General features: G+C 66.8%; 20 protein-coding genes. 10 read left to right on the top strand and 10 right to left on the bottom strand.

What is annotated here, in order from left to right; translation table 11 throughout:
- The first annotated feature begins 114 nt into the window (after positions 1–114).
- The 4 genes from ACRDTB_RS22510 to ACRDTB_RS22495 all read left to right on the top strand — a co-directional run bounded on the left by ACRDTB_RS22510 (position 115) and on the right by ACRDTB_RS22495 (position 3,218).
- Entirely contained in the window at positions 115–1,683 is a 1,569-nt protein-coding gene (locus ACRDTB_RS22510) for a transcriptional regulator (RefSeq protein WP_431433254.1), read from the top strand.
- A 70-nt stretch (positions 1,684–1,753) separates the two neighbouring features.
- Positions 1,754–1,918, top strand: a complete 165-nt coding sequence (locus ACRDTB_RS22505; protein ID WP_431433252.1) for a hypothetical protein — start codon at positions 1,754–1,756, stop codon at positions 1,916–1,918.
- Positions 1,915–2,244 carry a hypothetical protein gene (locus ACRDTB_RS22500; protein ID WP_431433251.1) on the top strand — a complete coding sequence of 110 codons (330 nt, stop codon included), beginning with the start codon at positions 1,915–1,917 and terminating at the stop codon, positions 2,242–2,244. Before ACRDTB_RS22505 ends, ACRDTB_RS22500 begins: the two co-directional genes overlap by 4 nt.
- A 38-nt stretch (positions 2,245–2,282) precedes the next feature.
- Complete coding sequence (locus tag ACRDTB_RS22495) at positions 2,283–3,218, top strand: NAD-dependent epimerase/dehydratase family protein (protein ID WP_431433249.1); 936 nt, start codon at positions 2,283–2,285, stop codon at positions 3,216–3,218.
- Here ACRDTB_RS22495 and ACRDTB_RS22490 read toward each other — a convergent pair.
- On the bottom strand, positions 3,215–4,735 hold the full coding sequence (locus tag ACRDTB_RS22490; protein ID WP_431433247.1) for a helix-turn-helix transcriptional regulator: 1,521 nt from the start codon (positions 4,733–4,735) through the stop codon (positions 3,215–3,217). The genes ACRDTB_RS22495 and ACRDTB_RS22490 overlap by 4 nt on opposite strands.
- Positions 4,736–4,934: 199 nt before the next feature.
- On the opposite strand from ACRDTB_RS22490, the gene ACRDTB_RS22485 reads away from it, so the two are divergent.
- Positions 4,935–5,564, top strand: a complete 630-nt coding sequence (locus ACRDTB_RS22485) for a hypothetical protein (RefSeq protein WP_431433245.1) — start codon at positions 4,935–4,937, stop codon at positions 5,562–5,564.
- A gap of 433 nt (positions 5,565–5,997) precedes the next feature.
- Entirely contained in the window at positions 5,998–6,240 is a 243-nt protein-coding gene (locus tag ACRDTB_RS22480) for a hypothetical protein (RefSeq protein WP_431433243.1), read from the top strand.
- 28 nt (positions 6,241–6,268) lie between these two features.
- Here ACRDTB_RS22480 and ACRDTB_RS22475 read toward each other — a convergent pair whose 3' ends face one another.
- The 4 genes from ACRDTB_RS22475 to ACRDTB_RS22460 form a co-directional block, all read right to left on the bottom strand.
- The gene (locus tag ACRDTB_RS22475; RefSeq protein ID WP_431433242.1) at positions 6,269–7,072 is read right to left on the bottom strand and encodes a hypothetical protein; all 804 of its coding nucleotides are present in this window, start codon (positions 7,070–7,072) and stop codon (positions 6,269–6,271) included.
- 158 nt (positions 7,073–7,230) lie between these two features.
- The gene (locus tag ACRDTB_RS22470) at positions 7,231–7,608 is read right to left on the bottom strand and encodes a hypothetical protein (RefSeq protein ID WP_431433241.1); all 378 of its coding nucleotides are present in this window, start codon (positions 7,606–7,608) and stop codon (positions 7,231–7,233) included.
- Between the two features lie 287 nt (positions 7,609–7,895).
- Positions 7,896–11,561, bottom strand: a complete 3,666-nt coding sequence (locus tag ACRDTB_RS22465; protein ID WP_431433239.1) for an NACHT domain-containing protein — start codon at positions 11,559–11,561, stop codon at positions 7,896–7,898.
- A 229-nt stretch (positions 11,562–11,790) separates the two neighbouring features.
- The gene (locus tag ACRDTB_RS22460; RefSeq protein WP_431433238.1) at positions 11,791–13,278 is read right to left on the bottom strand and encodes a leucyl aminopeptidase; all 1,488 of its coding nucleotides are present in this window, start codon (positions 13,276–13,278) and stop codon (positions 11,791–11,793) included.
- Positions 13,279–13,378: 100 nt separating this feature from the next.
- On the opposite strand from ACRDTB_RS22460, the gene ACRDTB_RS22455 reads away from it, so the two are divergent.
- Together ACRDTB_RS22455 and ACRDTB_RS22450 are read left to right on the top strand one after the other, a co-directional pair.
- The gene (locus ACRDTB_RS22455; protein WP_431433236.1) at positions 13,379–14,347 is read left to right on the top strand and encodes a hypothetical protein; all 969 of its coding nucleotides are present in this window, start codon (positions 13,379–13,381) and stop codon (positions 14,345–14,347) included.
- Between the two features lie 69 nt (positions 14,348–14,416).
- Positions 14,417–15,511: a branched-chain amino acid aminotransferase gene (locus ACRDTB_RS22450; RefSeq protein ID WP_431433234.1), complete on the top strand. Its 1,095-nt coding sequence runs from the start codon at positions 14,417–14,419 to the stop codon at positions 15,509–15,511.
- Between the two features lie 8 nt (positions 15,512–15,519).
- Here the strand turns inward: ACRDTB_RS22450 and ACRDTB_RS22445 are convergent, their stop codons facing one another.
- Genes ACRDTB_RS22445 through ACRDTB_RS22435 form a run of 3 tightly spaced genes read right to left on the bottom strand, consistent with a single transcriptional unit; the run spans position 15,520 to position 17,948 of the window.
- Positions 15,520–16,263, bottom strand: coding sequence for an adenosylcobinamide-GDP ribazoletransferase (locus ACRDTB_RS22445; protein WP_431433232.1), 744 nt, complete (start codon positions 16,261–16,263; stop codon positions 15,520–15,522).
- Positions 16,264–16,313: 50 nt separating this feature from the next.
- Positions 16,314–17,408, bottom strand: a complete 1,095-nt coding sequence (gene cobT / locus ACRDTB_RS22440; RefSeq protein WP_431433230.1) for a nicotinate-nucleotide--dimethylbenzimidazole phosphoribosyltransferase — start codon at positions 17,406–17,408, stop codon at positions 16,314–16,316.
- 15 nt (positions 17,409–17,423) lie between these two features.
- Positions 17,424–17,948, bottom strand: a complete 525-nt coding sequence (locus ACRDTB_RS22435; RefSeq protein WP_431433228.1) for a bifunctional adenosylcobinamide kinase/adenosylcobinamide-phosphate guanylyltransferase — start codon at positions 17,946–17,948, stop codon at positions 17,424–17,426.
- Between the two features lie 24 nt (positions 17,949–17,972).
- On the opposite strand from ACRDTB_RS22435, the gene ACRDTB_RS22430 reads away from it, so the two are divergent.
- Positions 17,973–18,158, top strand: coding sequence for a hypothetical protein (locus tag ACRDTB_RS22430; protein WP_431433226.1), 186 nt, complete (start codon positions 17,973–17,975; stop codon positions 18,156–18,158).
- A gap of 700 nt (positions 18,159–18,858) precedes the next feature.
- Here ACRDTB_RS22430 and ACRDTB_RS22425 read toward each other — a convergent pair.
- Complete coding sequence (locus ACRDTB_RS22425) at positions 18,859–19,839, bottom strand: aldo/keto reductase family protein (RefSeq protein WP_431433225.1); 981 nt, start codon at positions 19,837–19,839, stop codon at positions 18,859–18,861.
- Positions 19,840–19,925: 86 nt separating this feature from the next.
- Positions 19,926–20,576: a DUF3043 domain-containing protein gene (locus ACRDTB_RS22420; protein WP_431433224.1), complete on the bottom strand. Its 651-nt coding sequence runs from the start codon at positions 20,574–20,576 to the stop codon at positions 19,926–19,928.
- Positions 20,577–20,614: 38 nt separating this feature from the next.
- Between ACRDTB_RS22420 and ACRDTB_RS22415 the strand changes: the two genes are divergently transcribed.
- Positions 20,615–21,620 (top strand): glycerate kinase family protein (locus tag ACRDTB_RS22415; protein ID WP_431433222.1); only part of this gene is annotated, 1,006 nt, incomplete at its 3' end.

The following is a 21,620-nucleotide window of genomic DNA, read 5'->3' as shown; positions in this document are numbered from 1 at the left end:
TGAAATGCTTGTTTCTCATGCCTCCAAGTCAAATTCCAGAGCCCCAGATTTCCCATGTACCGCACGTGCAGTGACAGTGCAGTGCCCATGTAGTTCGCCGTGCCGGACCGCCGAATGATGGATTCCGTCGACGCCTGGACCGGCCGAACGGCGTGCGCCTTGCAGGCCGCGCTGCGGCTTACACAGGAGGCGTTTGCCGAGCACCTCGGGATCAATTTGCGCACAGTCGCGGCGTGGCACCAGCAACCGGACATGTCGCCCAAGGCCGCGACGCAACAGATCCTCGACACCGCGCTGGAACGAGCGTCCGACGCCGAGCGGCAACGGTTCGCCCATCTCGCCGGACTCGTGCCCGCTGCGGAGGCCGGCGACCACGAGGAGGCGGAGCGCCGGCTCAGCGAAGACCCGAACGTCGCGTCTGCGCTCGAATGGCTGGACAAGCACACCGGCTGGACGCCCGGCACCGCCCGCCGACGCGTCGCCGCACGGCTCGCAACCGTTGACCTGCGAGAGCTGCAAGACCGCGGCCAACGTCGCAGCCAGGTCAACCAACGCCAGCTCGCGGACGCGCTCAACGCCTACTACGCCGGCCACGGCGAGTACGGCACCTACCGCGCGACCTACGACGACCACACCATCACCACGAGCGTTCTCACGCGGGCGGAATGGCTCGACCTGGAATGTGAGCTGACGCCCGAAACCGACCGGCTGACGCTGTCGACGAAGCCGGGCGAACTCGACCCGAATATCGACGAATTGGCCGCCGATCACGCGGTTACCCGTCTCGCCGAAGCGCTGACCGCGAGCGTTCGTGTAGTGGATCTCCCGTTGTATCGACTATTGGACATCGACATCCGTGACGTCCGGATCGGCGGCGCGGTCGGCATGACCACGTTCGCGCACTACGCGCTGACGATGGACTTGCTGGAAAGTGAGCTTGTGGACGCGTTGGCCGGTGGCGCGGCAGCGCGGCCGGGCACGTTGCCGCTGCGAGACCGGCACCTGCCCGACACCGCATCCGTGGTCGACGTGGCCGGCCGGCTCTGCGTCGGCGGCGCGCTGGCACTCTGCGCCATCGCCAGGCCCGCCGCACCCGGCCGACCCGCCGACTACCTGCTGTTGGTGCAGGAGCGCTCCGGCCGCGTGCTCAACGCCGCGCGGCGGCTGGCTGTCACACCCAAGGGCTTCCACCAACCGTTGGCCGACTACCGCAACGACACCCAGCTCGCGAACACGCTCACGCGCGAGATGGAGGAGGAACTGTTCGGCCGCGAAGAGGTGGACAGCACCAACGGCGACCAGGTGACCGCGGATCCCTTGCACCCCAAGCGATTGACGCGGCCCATGCGCTGGCTGACCAAGAGCCCCGGACGGTTGCGGATCGAGGTGACCGGATTCGGCCTCAACCTGGTCAGCGGCAACTACGAGTGCGCGAGCCTCGTCATGATCGACGACGAGGCGTTCTGGGAGCGGTTCGGCGGCCATACAGAGGCCAACTGGGAGACCGGCAACCTGCGTCGCTACTCCTCGCAAGATCGAGAGCTGCTGACCGATCTCCTCGGTGATCCGGCATGGAGCAACGAAGGGCTGTTCGCTCTCCTCCAGGGGCTACGCCGACTCGCCCAGCTCTCGCCGGAGCGCGTGAACGTGCCGAGCATCACGTGGGCCGTTGACCAGCGCTGACTCGACTTGACATCGACGAACACATGTTCGACTCTGCATGCGGGAGTCGACAACGAGGCGGGTAGCACTCATGGCATACAAGATCACGCACCGCACGGCGGAGCAGCAGCTCACGTTCCCGAACCGTGAAGCGGCCGAGCGCTACGCCGAGCAGAACGGCGGCGGTCGAGACAACTGGACAGTTGACGTGGCCACGCAGGCGGTCACGCCACGCGAACGCTGGGTCGGGCGATGAACCGGCTACGCCTGGAACGCCAGATCCGCGAGGTCGACGCCGGCTCGGATACCTGGCGCACGATAGCCCGGGCCGCCCCACCGTGGGAGGTGGTCCGCGACGGTGCGTCGGCCGTGCTGTGGAACACCCGTGAGATGACACGGATAGGCACGCTGGAAGGAGTGTGGGCGAGCAGTGTCGCGCGGTACCTCAACGCGATGGAGCCGCGGTCCGGGCTCGCGCTTGCCGAACTGCTGTGGCTGGTCGGCGGACATGGGAACATGGCCGACGTCCAGAGCCAGGCGCACCGGCTGCTGACGGCGATGAACGTGGACGCCGTTACGTAGGGTGGACCGACCAGTCCGGCTGCCTGCCGGCCCTGACGATGGGGACACTGCTCGTGCGAGTTCTCGTGACCGGTGCGACCGGGTTCGTCGGACACGCGGTTGTCTCGGCGCTCGCGGATCGCGGACACGTCGTGACCGCGCTCAGCCGCCACGACCGCGAGGTACCAACCAAGGCCGATCGGCACATCAGTGCGGATATCCGCTCAGCCGACGAGGTGGCGGCCGCAGTCGCAGAGGTTGACGCGGTGTGCCATCTCGCGGCGCTGGTGCGTGTCCGCGACTCGTTCGCCGAACCACTCAAGTACTGGCGCACCAACGTGCTGGGCACGCTCAACGTCCTATCCGCGCTCAGCTCATCGGCCGAGCCGAAACGCCTCGTCCTCTCGTCCACCGGGGCCGTCTACGGCGCCCCGGAGCGCCAGCCGATCAGCGAGGACCAGCCGACGGACGCGCGCAACCCGTATGCGGCCACCAAGCTGGCCGCCGATCTCGCCGCGGCGCACGTCGCCGGGACCGGCGCCATCGGAGCCGTCAGCCTCCGCGCGTTCAACATCGCTGGAGCGTCGGCCGGCCGAACCGATCCTGACGCCACCCGGCTCATCCCGAAGATCATCGCCGCGCAGGCCGGCCGCGCCCCCGAACTTGTGGTGAACGGCGACGGCTCGGTCGTCCGCGACTTCGTGCACGTGGAAGACATGGTCGAGGCGTTCATCCGTGCCCTTGACGCTTGCGAGCCGGGAACCTGGCGCGCCTACAACATCGGGAGCGGTCGCCGAACCACGATCCGCGACGTAGTGAACGCCGCCGAGCAGATCACCGGACGGCCCGTGCCAGTACGGCACGCGCCACCAGCGAACGAGCCTCCGGTGTTGGTCGCCGACTCCACGCGAGCGGCAGCCGAGTTAGGTTGGCGCCCCGTTCGATCCGACCTAGTAACGATTGTCGGCGACGCGTGGTGGGCCGTTTCCGTCTAGGCCAACTCCCATTCGATGTCCGGCGCGCGGACTCGTGTCTCGTCAATCTGCGAAAGCCTCCGCAAGCCTTGCAGAAAGGCGAAAAGTCCTTCATTGCTCCACGACTCGTCAGCGATCAACTCGGTAATGAATCGCCGGTCGAGGCTGGAATACTGCCGCAAGCCTGCGGACTCCCAATTCGCCTCGATGCGATCCCCATATCGCCTCCAGAAATCGTCGTCGTCAATCACGACGAGGCCAGCGAACTCATAGTTGCCGTTGACCAAGTTGAATCCGAACCCTGTGCACTCCAGCCTCATGCCATCTTCGTTCTGGAGCCAACGCATCGGCTCCGACAGCCGGTTGGGGTGCATCGGATCGGCAACGCGGTGTTCCGAGAGTGTGCCGTCCACGTCACGACGGCCGAACAACTCTTCTTCCAGCTCGCGCCGCAACGTAGCGCCGACGAAGGCGCCCGAGCGGAAGTCGGTCAGCGGCTGGTGGAATCCCTTCGGGATCACCGAGAGCCGACCCACCGAGTTGAGCACATGGTCGGCACGTTCCTGGACCAGCAACAGGTAATCGGCCGGCCCGCGGTACGGGTCGGCGGGCCGCGCGATAGCGCACAACGCGAGCACGCCACCGCAGCAGAACCGTTCGGTCACATCAAGCACGGTCCCAACGTCCCGCAGGTACTTCTCTCGTAGCGGCAGTTCGGCGGTACCGTCCGCGAGCGCGTCCACCAACTCGCGCTCGACGAGATCAGTGGTGAGCGCGTACTGGACGAACGGGATGATGTCCAGCTCGCCAAGAATCGCCTGCGTGTCTACGTTGACGTTCAGAAGACGATACAGCGGTGCATTAGTCATTCGCACTCGAAGAACAGCCGCTTCGAGGAGGCGCCTAATCGCGTGCTTCGCCGCGACGTCGTCAAGATTGATGTCTTGTCCGGCTGACGCGCCCGCAAGCGCGAGCCGGTCAGTGTCAGGAGTGAGCAGACACGCAAGATCGAGCCAATTCGGCCGCGAGAGAACAGTAGTCTGCACATCAAAGCCATCGTAATGTGCTCGGTAAACGCCATGGCCGCGCATGGTTTCTCGGTAATAGTTTGATATCGCGTGAGCGATATTCGTACGTGTAACCTTTCCGCGCCGCCGATCGCGATCACGCAGACTTCCTGCCTTGGTGGCGGTCAGTCCGGCAATGACCTGTGACCGGCTCGCCCCGGGTCGCCAGCCGGTGTGCACGTCCAGCCACTCACACGCGAGATCGATATCTACGTCGATCTCTACCGTCTCGGCGCTCACTTGCCCATCAACGGGGGTGTCCGCTGGACCAAGCAAGGTATCGAGCTGGTGCAGCGACCGCCCGAGAAGTCGAGCCAGCTTCGGCCGGACATATGGCAGAGGTGCATGCCTACCTGCTTCCCACCGGTTGACGGTCGCTCGGTCGATGTGCAGCGCCTCGGCAAGCGATTCCTGCGTATGACCTGCCGCTTTGCGCGCTGCCGCAAACGCGCCGCGACGCCGCCCCGTCATCTCATGACCTCCCTTGCCATTGGGAGCGACACTAGCAGTTCGAATCCTATTTCTGCTGGTTGAAGGCTGGAACGTCACATCTGGCTTGGGAAAGTGTCCCGTTTCTGCTCTGGGCGAGCCGATCGGCCGCTGGTTGCGTGTGCACGCAGCGGAGTTGCCACCGCGACAAGTGTCAAGTCGATCAGTTCGAAGAGGAGTCATGTCCGGAGCGCTGGTGTTGGGCAGGGTCGGAGTCGTCCCGTACATAGCGACGTGGAGCGCCGAGGACTCCCCCGCAATCCCGATCATCGAACACCCTGGACGCGGCATCGCCTACCCAGACGAAACGCTGACCGACCGCGACCAGCGGGGGGTTCTCTGGACCCGCACGACCTCACGGCCCGGCGAAGGCCGACCGGAGTTCGGCAAAGTGCACCCGCTGCGGCAACGCCGAGCCATGCGCCGGCTGCTGTGTCAGGTCTGTGCAACACCAGCCGACCACGATGCCCGCGGTGTCTTCTGGCTGCTCAACGACCACCCCGAGGACTGGCCCAACTGGCCCGATGCCGTGGTCACCACCCACCCACCGACGTGCCTTGCCTGCGCCCGCATGGCAGTCCGGCTATGTCCCGCTCTGCGCCGCAGCCATACAGCCGTCCGCGTCGGCCGATCCACTGTGTGCGGCGTCTTCGGCACCCGCTACCGCGCCGACTACCTGTATGCCAAGCCGTCCGGCCCTGAGTCCTTCGTCCCCTACGAGGACCCGACCATCCGCTGGACCTGCGCCGGCCAGCTCGTCCGCGAACTCACCGACTGCACAGTCACCGACCTGCCTGGCGATGCGCCATGACCAGGACAGCCGTCATGAACGAGTTGGACCTCTTACTCGACGAGGCAGGCCGCCGAGGCTTTCTCTGGCACCAATTCCGTGTTAACCACCACGGCCCAGAGGTGCTAGCCGGAGTCCTTCGACGCCCGCCATGCCTCGATGTGCTGGTCCTCACCGGGCCCGGCTCCGCACACGCTTACCGTGTCCCCGCCGACGCGCACGCGGACGTCTTCGCGCCCTCTCATGTCTTGTGGTGGTACGCCGGCAACACGCCGATCTGGACCGCCCGGGCGATTCTCACCCTGCCCAAACCCGGCGACAGGAATGCGCCAATCACACTGATACGTGCGCCATCAGCGCTCCGCTTAGTAGGAAAGCGCATGCCAGTCCGATTGCAGAAGCGAACACGTTGAACGCCACCGTCCACACAAAACCAACAACGACAGGGGTACCGATGAAACAGCGACAGCCACAAGCTCATGTAATGCTGGATATTCCAGATTGCGTCATGCAGGGCTCGTTCACCGCCGACGGGCAAATCCTTATCATCCTCGGCTGGCCAAAGGATCGAGCAATGCTGCAGTTCAAACGCCGCGCCTTGCGGCGATTCATCCGGCTCGCCACCGACCTTCTCGCGGATCTCCCAACAGACGGCTCGACATCTGCCGACCGCACACACCTCAGCACGCCAACGTAACCTTGGCGGCACGTGAAGTGGCAGCCCCTCAATCTTCATCAGGCGGGTTCACCGCGTACATGAATAATCGGCTGTCATCATATCCACCAAATGGAATCGACTGATTTCTGTGAAAACGCGATTCGGCGACAACATAGATGGTTACAAGAAGGGCTTCGCTGACGTCCTCTTCGCTAATCGTATACGTGAACGTGACGTCATCACCCGCAGCAACTTCATCGTTCCCGATCATCCAATGGTTCAAGTCTCGCGCAAGAAACCACTTCACCGTCTTTCCTCTTGCACTAAACGCAGACCCGGAGAACTGTAGTTGCTGCCCTACCTCCAGACGTACGCGCCGTTGCCCACCCTGCGTTCGCGCCGCTCCCTCGTTGCCGAAGCTGTCGCAAACCGTTTCTATCAAAGGATAGTATCTTGTTGACTCGTTTTGGCCGCTGCGGAAGAGTGAGATCTGACTCCGGAGATGTCCAGCAATACCAGACATGAGATCACGTTCAAATGGCACTAGTTCGCGACTATGAGCGATACTGTTTCGCAAGTCCTTAATTATTCCGAAGTATGTGAGCGTCCTGGCCCGGTCATCGAATACAGGCTTGAACCGCTCCCAGTTCTTTTCGACCAACGCAGTCAGATGATAGGTCTCTGTAAAATTCAGCAGATCGTCGGAGACCGCCACGCCGTCCCGGCGCTTAGTCTCCTCGACGCGACGCGCTTCTAGACGCTCCAGATCTGGCGCTCCAAGAGCTTTGGACCAGCCATCGACGCCCAGTTGGTCTCGGATAACGAGTCGCAACCCGTTCTCGATGGCCCGCAGTGCGTCAGTCGGTTCCACAACGAGAAGAGTAGCGCATCACGTCGCTGAAACGTTTCGGCGATAGGCACGGCCAGAACGGCGTGCCAAGGCATGACTTCTACATGTTCGGGAAGAATCGGTCCATTTCGGTTGCGTCCTGCTCGACGACCGGCCGGATCTCGTGGCGGTAGATCTGCTCAGTCACCGACGCACCGCTGTGGCCCACAAGGCGCGAGATGGCCTCGATCGGCGTGTCGGGATCGGAGAGCAGGCACACGAGCTGTGCCGAAGCTCGCGTGGTGTGCAGTCGTTCGTACCGGTTCGGGATTGCGAGCGACTGCCCCGCCGAACCGTGTCCAGAACTCCTGGTGGCCGATGCTGATCAGGCTGGCGAACTCATAGTTGCCGCTCACCACGTTGAGACCGAATCCGGTGCATTCCATGCGCAGCCGGCCGGGCTCGTCGAGGAGCCAGCGTATCGGCTCATAGAGCCGGCTCGGGTGCATCGGGTCGGCCCGGCGCTGGTCACCAACCGTGGTGTCGATCTCGTCGCGGCCGAACAACTCCTCTTCCATCTCTCGGCCAAGCGTGGCAGCGAGTTGCACGTCAGCGCTGTAGTCGGTCCATCGCCCGCCGCAGCTCTTTCCATGCCGCGTTGGGCGGTGAGTTCGGCAACATCCACGCGGCTACCTGTTTCGACCTTGCCAGGCCATTTAGTCGATGGCCTGGCAATGGGGGCCGACGAACCCCGACCGGATCCGCACAGAAGGAGACGCATCCTCACGAGCCGAGGATAATGGGCCATTGCGACCGGACGGCTGGAAAGAATTCCGTTTAGATGCCCGATGGGTTGACCTGCATCTTATTGCGCGAACCACTCGCTGTCATCTGCTACCGTCGCTAGAGCCGTGTCGCGTGTGCCATGAGAAATTTGCTTTTCGGCACCTAGCACCCAAGCCAAAGGGTATTCCCTCGGGCTGTCGAGGATTGTACGTGCCAACTCCTCCGAGCCAGATTCGAACGGGACCTGACAGTCAGAAATCGCGTTCGCTTCGAAGCGCCGCACGCTGCCGAGCAGTGTAGAAGACCGATTGGTTGTCATCCTTGCCGCGAGTGCCATCAATGCCGGCCAAGCACTTATACCGTAGCGGCTGTGCTCGGCCAATTGCTGCTCGCTGTACTGCGGAAGTGGATAAGGGCGGTCGCGCGAAAGTATACTGGCGTGGTGTGCAACCAGAAGAGACGTCGCGGGCGATGAAATCGAGGCGGCTCTCAGAACGTCATCAGGCAAGCGACGATTGCCAACACGACCGAGAGCGAGGCGGCTGGAACTCGCAAGGAGAGCATCCAACATCGACGGTGGAAGTTGATCGGTTGCTCTATCCAGGTTGCCGAGATTGTCGACAATTACTTCCGGAGATGCTACAGCCATCAACGCAAGTGCCCAGGTCGCGCGGGATAGATTATCCTCATGATCTATGAACTGGTCAGTCCACCAACTCGATCGTATTGCGTTAAACCGAATCTCTCGAAGAAGGGAGCCATAATCAACGGCTGGCCCCAACGAGTCTGCCCCTTTGGTGAAGTCGCCAGAGGTGACATATTCATGACGAGATAGCGCGGCGCCATGTACAGCGATCTCTGCGGCTAGCCAGCATGGCCCGTAGATTGCTGCGATCGAACGTGCAGTATTGCCCCAGGGTGACGTAGTTCCGGCCTGCCCTCGGTTGAAACGTAGTGCGCGCTGGATCTGCCTGAATCGCTCATCGTGCGCGATCAACCGTCTCATGGCCGCGTGACGCTGGTGATCGGGAATCGGCGTGTCGAGATGCCCGACCGCTACAATATAGGCCACGTCTCTGGTAGATGCTTTGCGCAGAAAGTGCTGTGGGGCGATGATCTTGAGCATTTCGGCTGGCACCCCAGGAGACGCACCGCGTACATCAGAACATTGACCCGCGACGATTGCTTGGATCATGCGGGCCTCCAGTGAGGATCCTGGCGATGGGATTATCCCTGCCGCCAACGCATCAGGCAGGGTTGCGTCGTCCGAAAGATCGAGCATCTCAACGTCGTCGGCATCCAGTCGACTTGCGGCGTGAACCGAAGCGCCCATCTTTAACCAGGCCATTTGCTGCGGCCGGCCAGCGGCATCACGGAGCTTAGGTTGCCACCATTCGTCGAACGCTCGCCGATCCTGCAATCTCATGACGATCGCTACTCGTTCGCAGGTAAGCGGAGAGGTCGGGTGAGTAGAAAGTTGAGTGTAAAATAGGTCGACAATCTCCTGACCTCCCCGATCATTTGCGGGTACAGGATTCTCTGGGTCGGACGTGAGCGCATGCGCGAGCAGTCGGATACTGAGATCGTCACCAAACAAGGCAGCGGCGCTGCGTTTCGTGCGAGTGCGTGATTTGAACACGCCATCTGCTAGCAGCGTCCAGGCTGCAAGCCGAACCTGGCGTGGATGATCTCGCTCTTCGCACTCATCGGCAAGCGCTTCGACCAGACCTGCGAGTTCGTTTGGATTGGCAAAACCAGTGAAGAAGCGTGCCGTGTTGTGCCAGTAGGCGCGCCGGACGAGCTGACGCAGTACCGCGGCTTTATCGAATTCGGGGAGGTCGGCGCCAGCGAATTCATTGAGGAATCGTGCGGCAAAGTATTCACGCAAGGGTTGGACGTCGAATTCAAAGGTGCCTTGTACTCGACTGCTCAGCGCCCAGACGCGGTCGGTTACACCCGTGAAGAGCGCGTCCACCATATCCGTGTCTTTTTCGACCCCAACAAGGTAGCGCAGAATGGCTTTGCGCAATGCTTTAATTCCTAGCCGACCCTCGTTACCAGTGGTTTCCGCGCGTGACTGAAGGTACCATCCCAGATAGGAAGTAACCTCCTCAAGGTCCTTGCGGAACTCTTCGACGGCGGGCGTCTTGGCCGCTTCGCGATCGAGCAGCGTCTCCATATAGGACGTGTAAAGCTCAGTGCGGGCAGTGGGTACAGAGCTGCCTCGTTTCTTGATCAGGTAAAGCAGGATCGTTAGCTGCATCGGATTGTCAGCCAGAGCTCGTATATGTGGCTCGGCCGACCGCTGGTGGAACGTGCGTTCGAGGTCACGCCGATCTTTGCCGCGAATGCCAAGGGCGTCGGTCCATTTACGCAGATATACCGTACGCAGTTTGGGGCTCAATCCGGAAAGCGCGATCGTTTCAAAGGTATCTGGAGAGGGCTCGGCCATACCTGAAGCATTCGGCCGCGTTGTGACGATGAGCTGCGGTACGTTCAGGCTCGCCCCTAACCTGGCAGAGAACTCGTCGATCTCCTTGACGACGCGATCTCGGAGTCGAGGCAGCGCTACTTCATCGAGCCCATCCAATACGATGAGCACGGGGAACCGATGCAACACATCCTGCACATTCGCAACCGTCACGGGGAGGCCCCCGCTTCGGGTGTGGAGCAACTTGACAAGAAATTGCTCCACCGATCCTTGCTTACGTTCCGTTCGATTCGCCTTACTAGGCGGGTCATCGTCATCAGCGAAGGGATCACCGCCCGCGAGCCATGTGCCGTATTCACGCAAGTCGACGCGGATAGGTACCCGCGGGTTTTCCACCCTGGTCGGCGGCGTTGCTCCGCCTCGGTAAGCGTCGTCGGGAACGAAATCCGCGCGATACACCTGGCATAGGTATTGCCCCAGAGTGGATTTTCCTTGCCCAGGGGCTCCTCGCACGACAGTGAGAGGATGGTTGGTCGACAGTAGAAAAGCCGCCGCGCCGCCGAGCGAGACAGGCGTGCGCTCTGCGAGTTGTGAGTATCTGCTACCTAATGTGAGGCGCTCATTGCGCCGCGGCTCGGCTACTCTGATCGCCTCGACATCGACGAAGAGCTCCATTAGGTTCCGCGACTCAAGCTCAACCTGCTTGAACTTGACCTTCGCATCATCCTGCCACTGCGTCTCCATAACCTTCAAGAGCAGCCTTCGAAGTCCTTGCTCGTGAACTGCGACGCTGTCGGCCTCCACCAAGTATTGGACGGCCTCGACGCCGGCGAGTATCTCCTGGTATGTCCACTTGAGTTCACTTGGCGCTGATTCCAGCCGTCGGTCAATATCCTCGCGCCACTCACACCGCATTGAGACGCCAAAACTCTTGGATAGAGCTTTAAGCCGAGAATCCAGTTGATCCATTGTCCCGCGCCCGCGAGGAGCGGTACCAACAACCGACGTCATAAGGACGTACTCATTCGCTCCGGCACGGGTTAGGGCCCGGATATTGTCAGCCTCGTTCTTGATGGCGTTCTCAAGCCAAGATACCGGGTTGCTGGGCTGTTTCTTCGCCCATTTGACCTGGAAAATGACGCTCCGGTCATTTCCGCTGACGATGTCCCGACCACCGTCACTCTGGCCAACCGGGTAGCACGTCACGTCCGGCTGACTCAGCTTGAGTAGTGCCGCGCAGAGCTGTTGAAAGCGCTTATCGCCGAGACGCTCGTAAAGGTACTGACCAGGCACGTTGCCCTGTTCGTTCAACATCCCAGCGTCTGACCTTCCATGGCTGCCTCCGCTCGCGCCGATCCTACGTCCGGGCACCATCACTTTGTCGTATTGCCATGGCAAGCACGCGGCCCTGATCACTCATGTCGCGGGGCCAGCCCACCCAACCCCGTCGTGCGGACCTGTGGTTAGACGTACATGCAGGTCACGGTTATGTCACTAAATCGTGGTTCACCTACGCTGGATCCCGGGGGCCGGAGGCCGACCCTCAGCCGTGTTCGGCGATGTCCGCCAGGACCGCGGCGATCGTTCGCACCGGCACACCCGTGCCGCCCTTGGCGGTGTACCCCCACGGCGAGCCGATGTTGTACGCCGGGCCCGCGACGTCGATGTGCACCCACGGCAGCCCGTCCGGCACGAACTCGCGGAGGAACAGGCCCGCGGCCAGCATGCCGCCCCACCGGTGAACCGTCGCGTTCGACAGGTCGGCGAGCTTCGAGTCCAGATCGCGGCGCAGCTCCTCCGGCAGCGGCATCGGCCAGCCGCCCTCGCCGGTGGCCTTGGCGATCGCGGCCACCCGGTCGCGGAAGTCGTCCGAGCCCATGATCCCGGGCGTGCGCCGGCCGAGCGACACGATCTGCGCGCCGGTCAGCGTCGCGGCCTCGATCAGGTAGTCCGGCTCGTCCTCGCACGCTCGGACGATCGCGTCCGCCAAGATCAGCCTGCCCTCGGCGTCGGTGTTCAGCACCTCGACGGTCTTGCCGCCGTACATGGTCAGCACGTCGCCCGGCCGGTACGCCGCGCCGGAGGGCATGTTCTCCGCCATCGGCACGGTCGCCGTGATCTCGAGGGGATACTTGAGCCGCGCGGCGAGCACCACCGTGGCGACGATCGCCGCCGCGCCGGACATGTCGGCGGTCATCTCCTCCATGCGCGAGGCCGGCTTGATCGAGATGCCGCCGGTGTCGAACGTGATGCCCTTGCCGACGAGGGCCACCTTCTTGCGCGCCTTCGGTCCACGGTAGGCGATCCGCACCATTCGCGGCGGCCGGCTCGAACCCATGCCGACGCCGAGCACGCCGCCGTATCCACCCTTGCGCAACGCCTTCTCGTCGAGGATCTCGACCTCGAGTCCGGCCGGCTTCGCGAGCGCGGCGGCCCGCTCGGCGAACGTCGCGGGGTAGAGGACGTTGGGCGGAGTGTTGACGAAGTCGCGCGCCGCGCTCACGGCCTCGCCGATCACGACCGCGGCCCTGAGCGTGGCGCGGTGGTCCTTCGCCGTGCCTTCGGCCGGGCTCACCAGATCGACGCGCCCGACCGGGCCGTCGCCGCGTTCTGAGCGGTACTCGTCGAAGGCGTACGCACCGAGCACCGTGCCCTCGGCCGCCGCGTGGAGGTCCACAGTGGACAGCGTGCTGACCGCGCGCCGGGTGCCCGCGAGCGCCCGGGCGGCCGCGCCCGCGGCCCGGCGCACCTGCTCTGGGCCGACCTCTTCGACCCGACCCAGCCCGGTCGCGACGACGACGCCGGCCTTGAGCCGGCCCATGGTGGGGAACTTCACCACGTCGTCCGGCTTGCCGGTGGCGCCGAGGGTGGAGAGCACGCCGGCAAGCCCGCCGCCGAACGCGACGTCGACCTGTTCGGCACCCGGCGCGAGCGCGACATCCTCGCCGTCCTGCACGGTGCCGATGATCACCGCGTCCGCGGTGGCCTCGGCAGCCGAGGTGGTGGTCAGGGAGAGCTTGGGCGCGCTCAACGATCTGCTCCTGTCGGTCGAGTTGCTGACGCATGCTAACGAGTTGCCACTGGTGTGCCCACCGTCAGGTCGGCTGGAGACGGTCTGACACCGTGGGCTCGTGTCCACACCCGTACGCAGGGCCGATCTGGTCGCCGGCGGCGTGGCGTCGAGCTTCGGCGCGGGCCTGTTCCTGGGCCTCGCGCCGGCTGCGTCACTGGCCGGACGATGGCTGCTCGCGGCGCTGCTCCTGGCGGCGCTCGTCGGCGGCCTCGCCCTGCTGTCCATATGGGATCGTCCACTCGAGATGCTGCCGGTTCCGTTGCGCCGCTTCGGTTTCACGCTGAGTACGCTGGGTCGGCTGGCCGCGGCGGTGGCCGTCGCCGGGACCGTGGCGACGTACCTGACGCCGTTCGCGGCACTTGCGCTCGTGGCGGTGGTCACGGTCGCGGCGGTGGTGGGCGTGCCGGCGGTCGTGGTCCGGGTCGCCGCGGTGGTGGTGCTGGCGGTGCTCGTGCTCGTGGTGGTGGCGTGTTCCGCCATCGCACCGGTCGCCCCGGCGGTGGCCCCGCCGGACGGCGGGAGCGTCGTGGGTGTGCTCGCCGCCGCCGGTCTGCTGACGGTGTGCTTCTTCGGCACGTCGCGACCCGCTTCGCCGGGCGTTGGGCAGTCCGTGTCTTCGGATCGCGCGGCGGGTGGGCGGTGGAGTCTTGTCGTGGTGCTCGTGATCGTCGCCGTCGGGTGCCTTGCGGTGGCGGCCGCGGCGTTGCGTCAGCTCGGGGCGGCCCGGCTCGCGGTCTCACCCGCGCCGTTGCGGGCCGCGCTCGCGGCCGCCGACGCGAGCGCGATCGAACCCCTGCTGCTCGTCGGCGTGACGGTCGGCTGTGCGTTCACCTTGCTCGGAGTGCTACGCGGGACGCGGGTGTCGGGCATCCCCGCGATGCGGGTGTACGTCGCGGCCGGCGGGGTGACGGCGGTCGGCGCGGTGCTGGTTCCGGCGACCGTCGCGCTCGCCGGGGCGGCAGTCCTCCTGCTGAGTGACGCGGCGTTTCGGGTGGTCGCGGTGCGTCACCGGCGGGTGGACCGCTGAGATCGCTTGGATGACGGATCGTCTGTTTGTCGAGTTCTCAGCCGCCGTGCTGCCAGCTACCGTGCACTCATGACGCCCACATTCACCAGGAACCCCCATCCGTCACCGGCGACCCCGGAGCGGATCGCGGAGGTATTGGCCAATCCTGGGTTCGGGATGCACTTCACCGACCACATGGTGACGGTTCGCTACGACCGGACGCAGGGCTGGCACGACGCGAAGGTCGAGCCGTACCGGCCGATCACACTGGACCCGGCGGCCATGGTGCTGCACTACGGGCAGGCGGTCTTCGAGGGCCTGAAGGCCTACCGCCAGCTGGACGGCACGGTCGCGAGCTTCCGGCCCGAGGCGAACGCGGAGCGGTTCCGCCGCTCGGCGCGCCGGCTGGCCATGCCGGAGCTGCCGGACGAGCTGTTCCTCGGTTCGCTGCGTGAGCTCGTGGCGGTCGACGGCCACTGGGTGCCCGTCGAGGACGAGGAGTCGCTCTACCTACGCCCGTTCATGATCTCCACGGAGGTCGGCCTCGGCGTGCGGCCGGCGGCGGAGTACCTGTACATGCTGATCGGGTCACCGGCCGGCTCGTACTTCGCGAGCGGCATCAGGCCGGTGAACGTCTGGCTGTCGCACGAGTACGTGCGCGCGGCGCCCGGCGGTACCGGCGCGGCGAAGTTCGCCGGCAACTACGCGGCGTCGCTCGTGGCGCAGGCGCAGGCGGCGGAGCAGGGCTGTGACCAAGTCGTGTGGCTGGACGCCGTGGAGCGCCGGTGGGTCGAGGAGATGGGCGGGATGAACCTGTTCTTCGTCTTCGGCTCGGGCGCGGACGCGCGGGTGGTCACGCCGGAGCTGACCGGCTCGCTGCTCGCCGGCATCACGCGCGACTCGTTGCTGACGCTGGCCGCGTCGCTCGGCTACCAGGTCGAGGAGCGGCGGATCTCCACCGAGGAGTGGGAGAAGAAGGCCGAGTCGGGCGAGCTGTCCGAGGTCTTCGCGTGTGGCACCGCGGCCGTGATCACTCCGGTCGGCTCGGTGAAGCACGCGGACGGCGAGTTCGTGATCGGCGGCGGTGCCGCGGGCGAGGTGTCGATGCGGCTGCGCGGGGCGCTGACCGCGATCCAGCGCGGCACGACGCCGGACCCGCACGGCTGGATGGTTCCGCTTTCCTAGATCCTTCTCTAGGTCATCGTGCAGGTGGCCGCCACGATCGTGGTGGCCACCTCACAGGTCGCGCCGAGCACGTCGCCCGTGATGCCACCCAGCCGGCGGCGCACGTGCGCGACGAAGCCGATCGAGACGGCGCACGCGACGACGACCGCCACCGGCCCGAGCCAGACGTGGTCCCGGTCGACGAACACGGCCGCCACCAGCAGCCCGGCGAGCCACGACGCGGGGACGGCGACGTGCTGCGTCCCGGCGACGAGCGCGCCGAGGCCGTCCGGCCGCGCCGCGGGCAGACCGCGCACGCAGCATCCCGCGAACGCCACCCGCCCGGCGACGACCGCGAGCACGATCGCCCACCAGCGGTCGCCGGCCAGCGCGCCGAACGCGGCGGCCTGCGCCCCGAGCACGATCACGAGCGAGGAGACCCCGAACGGGCCGACGCCGCCGTCGCGCATGACGGCGAGCGCCCTCTCTGGCGGCCCGTAGCAGCCGAGGCCGTCCGCGGTGTCGGCGAGCCCGTCGAGGTGCATGCCCCGGGTGGCGAGCGCGAGCAGCCCGACGGTGAGGAGCCCGCCGAGCAGCCCCGGCATGGCCGTGAGGTCCAACAAGGACACCAGCGCGGCGGCCGGCAGCCCCAGCAGCAACCCGATGAGGGGCGTGAGCGCGATGGCCCGCCCGGCGACGGTCCGGTCCACCTGGTGCTGGCCGGCCGGGATCACGGTGAGCCACGACAGCGCCAGCCGGAGCGCGGAGCCCATCAGCGGCTATCCACGTCTGGCTTGGTTGCTATGTGTGGGCGGGGCGGGCATCAGGTCGCGTCGGCGTCGATGTCAGCGGTGGGGGTGGGCGTCGCGGTCGCCGTGGTGGTGATGCCGGCCTCGGCGAACGTGGCCATGTCGGACAGGATGCGGACCGCCATCGTCAGCAGGGGGATCGACGCCGTGGCGCCGGTGCCCTCGCCCAGGCGCATCTTCAGGTCCAGCAACGGTTCCAGGTCGAGCTGCTCCAGCACCAGGGCGTGCGCGGGCTCCGTCGACCGGTGGCCGGCCACCCACCACGACCGTGCGCCCGGCGCCAGCTCCTCGGCCACCAGGGCGGCGGCGCCGCTCACCACTCCGTCGAGCACCACCGGGGTGCGGCGAACCGCGGCCTGTGCCAGGAAGCCGGCCATCGCGGCGATGTCGGCTCCGGCCGTGGTACGCAGCAGTGCCACCGGGTCGGCGGTCACCGGCTTGGCACGACGTAGCGCGTCGCGGATCGCCGCGGTCTTGCGCATCCACGTCGTGTCGTCGATCCCGGTGCCGCGGCCCACGACCGCGACCGGCTCGCTTCCGGTCAGGGCGGCGACGAGGACTGCCGCGGCGGTCGTGTTGCCGATGCCCATGTCGCCGGCCACCAGCAGGTCCGCGCCGGCGTCCACCTCTTCGTCCACAATGGACTTTCCGGCGGCGAGGGCGGCGTCGACCTCGTCCTCTGTCAGCGCGTCCTCGACGTCGATCGGTGCCGACGAGCGGCGCACCTTGGCGGCGGCCACCTCGTCGGAGGTGTCCGCGTCGACCGCCATGTCGACCACCCGCACGGTGGCACCGGCGGCGTCCGCGAGCACGTTGATCGCCGCGCCGCCCGCGACGAAGTTCGCGACCATCTGGGCGGTGACCTCGCTGGGGTAGGCGGAGACCCCGCGCGTGGCCACCCCGTGATCGCCGGCGAACACCACGATCCTGGGGCGCCGCAACAGGTTCGGCGGGCACTGGCCCTGGCACGCGGCGAGCCACGCGCCGAGCTCCTCGATCCGGCCGAGCGAGCCGGGCGGCTTGGTGAGCTGCTCGTGTCGGGTCAGTGCGGCCCGCCGGGCTGTCTCGTCCGGCGGGTTGACGGTGTCGAACTCGACCGGGTCGGTCATCCGGTTCCCTCCAGGTCAGCGCAGTCGCAGCGGGATGCCGGCCACCAGCAGCACCACGTCGGTACACCGGTCGGCCAGTGCCGCGTTGAGCGCACCCAGCTGATCGCGGAAGAGCCTGCCAGAACGGGTCGCGGGCACGACGCCGAGGCCGACCTCGGCGGAGACCAGCACCACATCGGCTCGACTCGTGCCGAGGCCGTCGACCAGTGCGTCGCACGCGCGCCGCACCGGGTCGAGCGAACCACCCTCCCACGCGCCGGCGTCGTCGAGCAGCGTGGTGAGCCAGGTGGCCACGTCGTCGACGAGGACCGGGCCCGCCGCCCGCTCGAGGTAGGGCCCGAGTCCGGCCGGGTCGGCGAGCTCAACGGTCTGCCAGGCGGCCGGCCGCCGCTCGACGTGCGCGGCGATGCGGGCGGTCCACTCGGCATCGTCCGGGTCGGGCCGGGCGGTCGCCACGTAGGTCGCCGGGGCGTCCGTGAGCAGGCCTTCCGCGTGCGCGGACTTGCCCGACCGCGTGCCGCCGAGCACCAGGGTTCGCATCCCGGCACGTTATCTTGTGCCGTTGTGGAGTACTGGTGGCGTTACGGCAGCGGTCCGGAGAGGTCGGCCGGGTTCGCCGACCGCGCCGAGGCCGAGGAGTGGGTCGGCTCGGCGTGGTCCGACCTGCGCGAACAGGGTGTGGACGAGGTGACGCTGCTCGCCGATGAGGACGAGTTGTACGGCCCGATGAGCCTGCACCCGCCGGACTAGGGCACTGGCTCAAGGAGCCGGTGGCCCGCTGGCTGGGGTGAGCCGGGCATTTGGATCTTGGTCGTGGCGTGCGTCGACGTCTCGGATCGGGCCGCTGTCGGGGCGAGGCGGGTGGTAGGTGGGTCGGCGCGCGGCTGTGGTTGCGGGCTCCGGTCGAGGTTGGCGGTGACATCGACGACCAGGGGCCGCGGGTTGGCTCGGGCTGGCGAGGTTCAGTGGGTGAGGACATGGGGTCAGGTCTCGGGTGGGCCTGCGGGCGAGGCCCGCGGGCAGGTGTGGGTGAGGGGTTGTGGGTGGGGCCGGCGGGCAGGTGCGGGCGAGGGTTGTGGGTGAGGCCGGCGGGCGGGCGTGGGTGAGGGGTTGTGGGTGAGGTCGGCGGGCAGGTGCGGGCGAGGGTTGTGGGTGAGGCCGGCGGGCAGGTGTGGGTGAGGGTTGCGGGCGAGGGGTTGTGAGTGAGGCCCCCGGGCAGGCTGGGCGAGGGTTGCGGGCGGGGCTGTGGGTGAGATTGGGCGACATTGGCGGGGGAGCTGGTGGGTAGGGGTGCTGCGGGGAGGGCTCCCGGTATGGATACCGGTGGCCACGGCTGTGGGGATGTGGCTGCGGTTCGTCCTGAGGGGCGGCCGGGCGCCCACCGCTGGGAGTGGTGCGCGGTGGGCGGCCGGTCGCATTCGACAGGCGGGCTGACCGGTGTCGGGCCGGGCTAGCCGGTGTAGGACGGGTCGGTCTGGATCACGCCGTCCAGTGTCTTGTCGATTCGGGTTAACACGTCGGCGTCCAGGGTCACGCCGGTTGCCGTCACGTTCTCGGTGACCTGCTCTGGGCGGGTGGCGCCGATGATCGCCGAGGCCACGTTCTTGTTCTGCAGCACCCAGGCGACGGCCAGCTGGGCCATCGACAGGCCCACGTCCTCCGCGATCGGCTTGAGTTGCTGGACCCTCTCGAGCACGTCGTCACGCAGCAGTCGGCTGATGAAGTTCTTGCCGGACTCATCGGTGGCGCGCGAACCGGTGGGCGCCGGCTGGCCGGGCAGGTACTTGCCTGTCAGCACACCCTGGCCGATCGGCGACCACACGATCTGGCTCATCCCCTCCCGCTCGCAGGCCGGGACCACATCGGCCTCGATGACGCGCCACAGCATCGAGTACTGCGGCTGGTTGGAGATGAACGGCACCTTCAGCTCGCGGGCGAGCGCCGCACCGCGGGTGATCTGGTCGGCGTTCCACTCGGACACTCCGACGTAGAGCACCTTGCCGGCGCGCACGAGGTCGGCGAACGCGAGGAAGGTCTCCTCGAGCGGCACGCTGTCGTCGAACCGGTGCGCCTGGTACAGGTCGACGTAGTCGGTCTGCAGGCGTTTCAGCGACGCGTTGGCGGACTCGATGATGTGCTTGCGGCCGAGGCCGCGGTCGTTGGGACCGCCGGGACCCGTCGGCCAGAACACCTTGGTGAAGATCTCCAGGCTCTCGCGGCGTTGTCCGGCCAGCGCTCGTCCCAGGACCGACTCCGCGCGGGTGTTGGCATAGACGTCCGCGGTGTCGAACGTGGTGATGCCGGCGTCGAGAGCGGCACGCACGCAGGCATGGGCCTGCTCCTCCTCCACTTGTGAGCCGTGCGTGATCCAGTTGCCGTACGAGATCTCACTGACGGACAGGCCACTTCGGCCGAGGCGACGAAACTCCATGACGTCAAACCTATCCGTGGAGCGCCTTCAGGTTCGTTCGGCGGCGTCAGGTTGTGGACAAACGGTCGGGTTGTGGACAGGTTTGGTCAGACCTTGTCGCCCGGCCGCACGCGGGGCTTCGGCACCCGCAGCTTGCGGATCTGGGAGGCCCTGATGAAGGCGTACCAGCCGACGGACAGGCCGCGGATCGGCTCCTTCGAGTGTCGCTCGCGCACCAGCCTCGTGATCCGGCGACCGGACAGCACGCCCTCGAAGATCATCGCCACCAGCATCAGCAGGCAGAGCAGCGTGGTCGTGCTCTGCACCCGCGGGTCCGGCACCAGCAGCGCCACGAAGATGAGGATGGCCAGGGGCATGAACAGGCCCAGCAGGTTGCGGCGCGAGTCGACCAGGTCGCGGATGTAGGCCTTGACCGGGCCGCGGTCGCGCGGCATCAGGTACTTCTCGTCGCCCGCCATCATGCGTTCGCGTTGCGTGGCGCGGATCTCCCGGCGCTTCGCGGACAGCGCCTTGCGCTCCTCCTTGTTGCCCCGCGCGCGCCGCATCGCCTCGCGGGTGCTGCGAGGCGGCGGTGCGACCGGGCCGCGCTTGCGCTGCTCGGCGTCGCGGCGTTTGGGCGTCGGCCGGCCCTTGCTTGGGGTGTGGGCCTTGCTGCGACCCTCCTCCGTCTCCGTCGCGGCGTCCTCGCCGGTCTCGGACTCGGCGGACTCTGCTTCTTTGCGGCGAAGGAACCTCACAGAGCAAAGGGTAAGGCAGGCCCAACTACGCTTTGACCATGCGGGTCCTGATCGCTCCTGACTGCTTCGGCGGGACGTTGACCGCGCCGGAGGCCGCCGAGGCCATCGCCGCCGGTTGGCGCAGCGGTGCGCCGCACGACGAGCTCACGCTGTGCCCGCTCGCCGACGGCGGTCCGGGGTTCGTCGACGTGCTGCACGCGGCCCTCGGCGGGGACCTGCACCGCCGCTGCGTCGCAGGTCCGCTGGGGTCCTCGGTGGACGCCGGGTGGCTGGAGCACGAGGGCACGGCCTATATCGAGTGTGCCCAGGCCTGCGGGCTCACCCTGGTCCCGAAGGACGAGCGGGACGCGCTCGCGGCCGGCACCGTCGGCGTCGGCGAGCTGGTCGCGGACGCCCTCAAGGCCGGGGTGCACACGATCGTCGTCGGGCTGGGCGGGTCGGCCACCACCGACGGCGGGGCCGGGCTGTTGCGCGCGCTAGGCGCGGTCCCGGTCGGCGCGGACGGCGAGCCGCTTGCGGTGGGCGGTGGCTCGCTCGTGGACGCGGTCCGGCTCGACGGACGCGTCGACCTCGGGGACGTCACGCTGGTCGCGGCCTCCGACGTGGAGAACCCGTTGCTGGGCAAGCACGGCTCGGCCCGCGTGTTCGGCCCGCAGAAGGGCGCCGACGACCTGGCGGTGCGCCGCCTCGAACGGTCGCTGACCCGCTGGGCGGACCTGCTCGCCGAGATCGCCGGCCGCGACATCCGCGACGAGCCGGGTGCGGGTGCCGCGGGCGGGCTCGGTGCCGCGCTCATCGCGCTCGGCGCGACCGTCGAGTCCGGCGCCGGGGTCGTCCGCCGGCTGACCGGGCTGGACGACGCGCTCGCCGAGGCCCAGCTGGTGATTACCGGTGAGGGCAGCTTCGACTTCCAGTCGCTGCGCGGAAAGCTCGTCACGCGTGTCGCGGGCGCGGCGCAGGAGCGGAGCACCCCGTGCGTGGTGCTCGCCGGCCAGGTCAGCGTCGGGCGCAAGCGGGCGGCCGCGGCCGGTGTGACCTACACGT

Source organism: Actinophytocola sp., from assembly GCF_050699935.1.
Taxonomy (GTDB): domain Bacteria; phylum Actinomycetota; class Actinomycetes; order Mycobacteriales; family Pseudonocardiaceae; genus Actinophytocola.
Note: the sequence above shows the minus strand (reverse complement) of the source record. Positions and strands in the feature narration are given on the sequence as shown.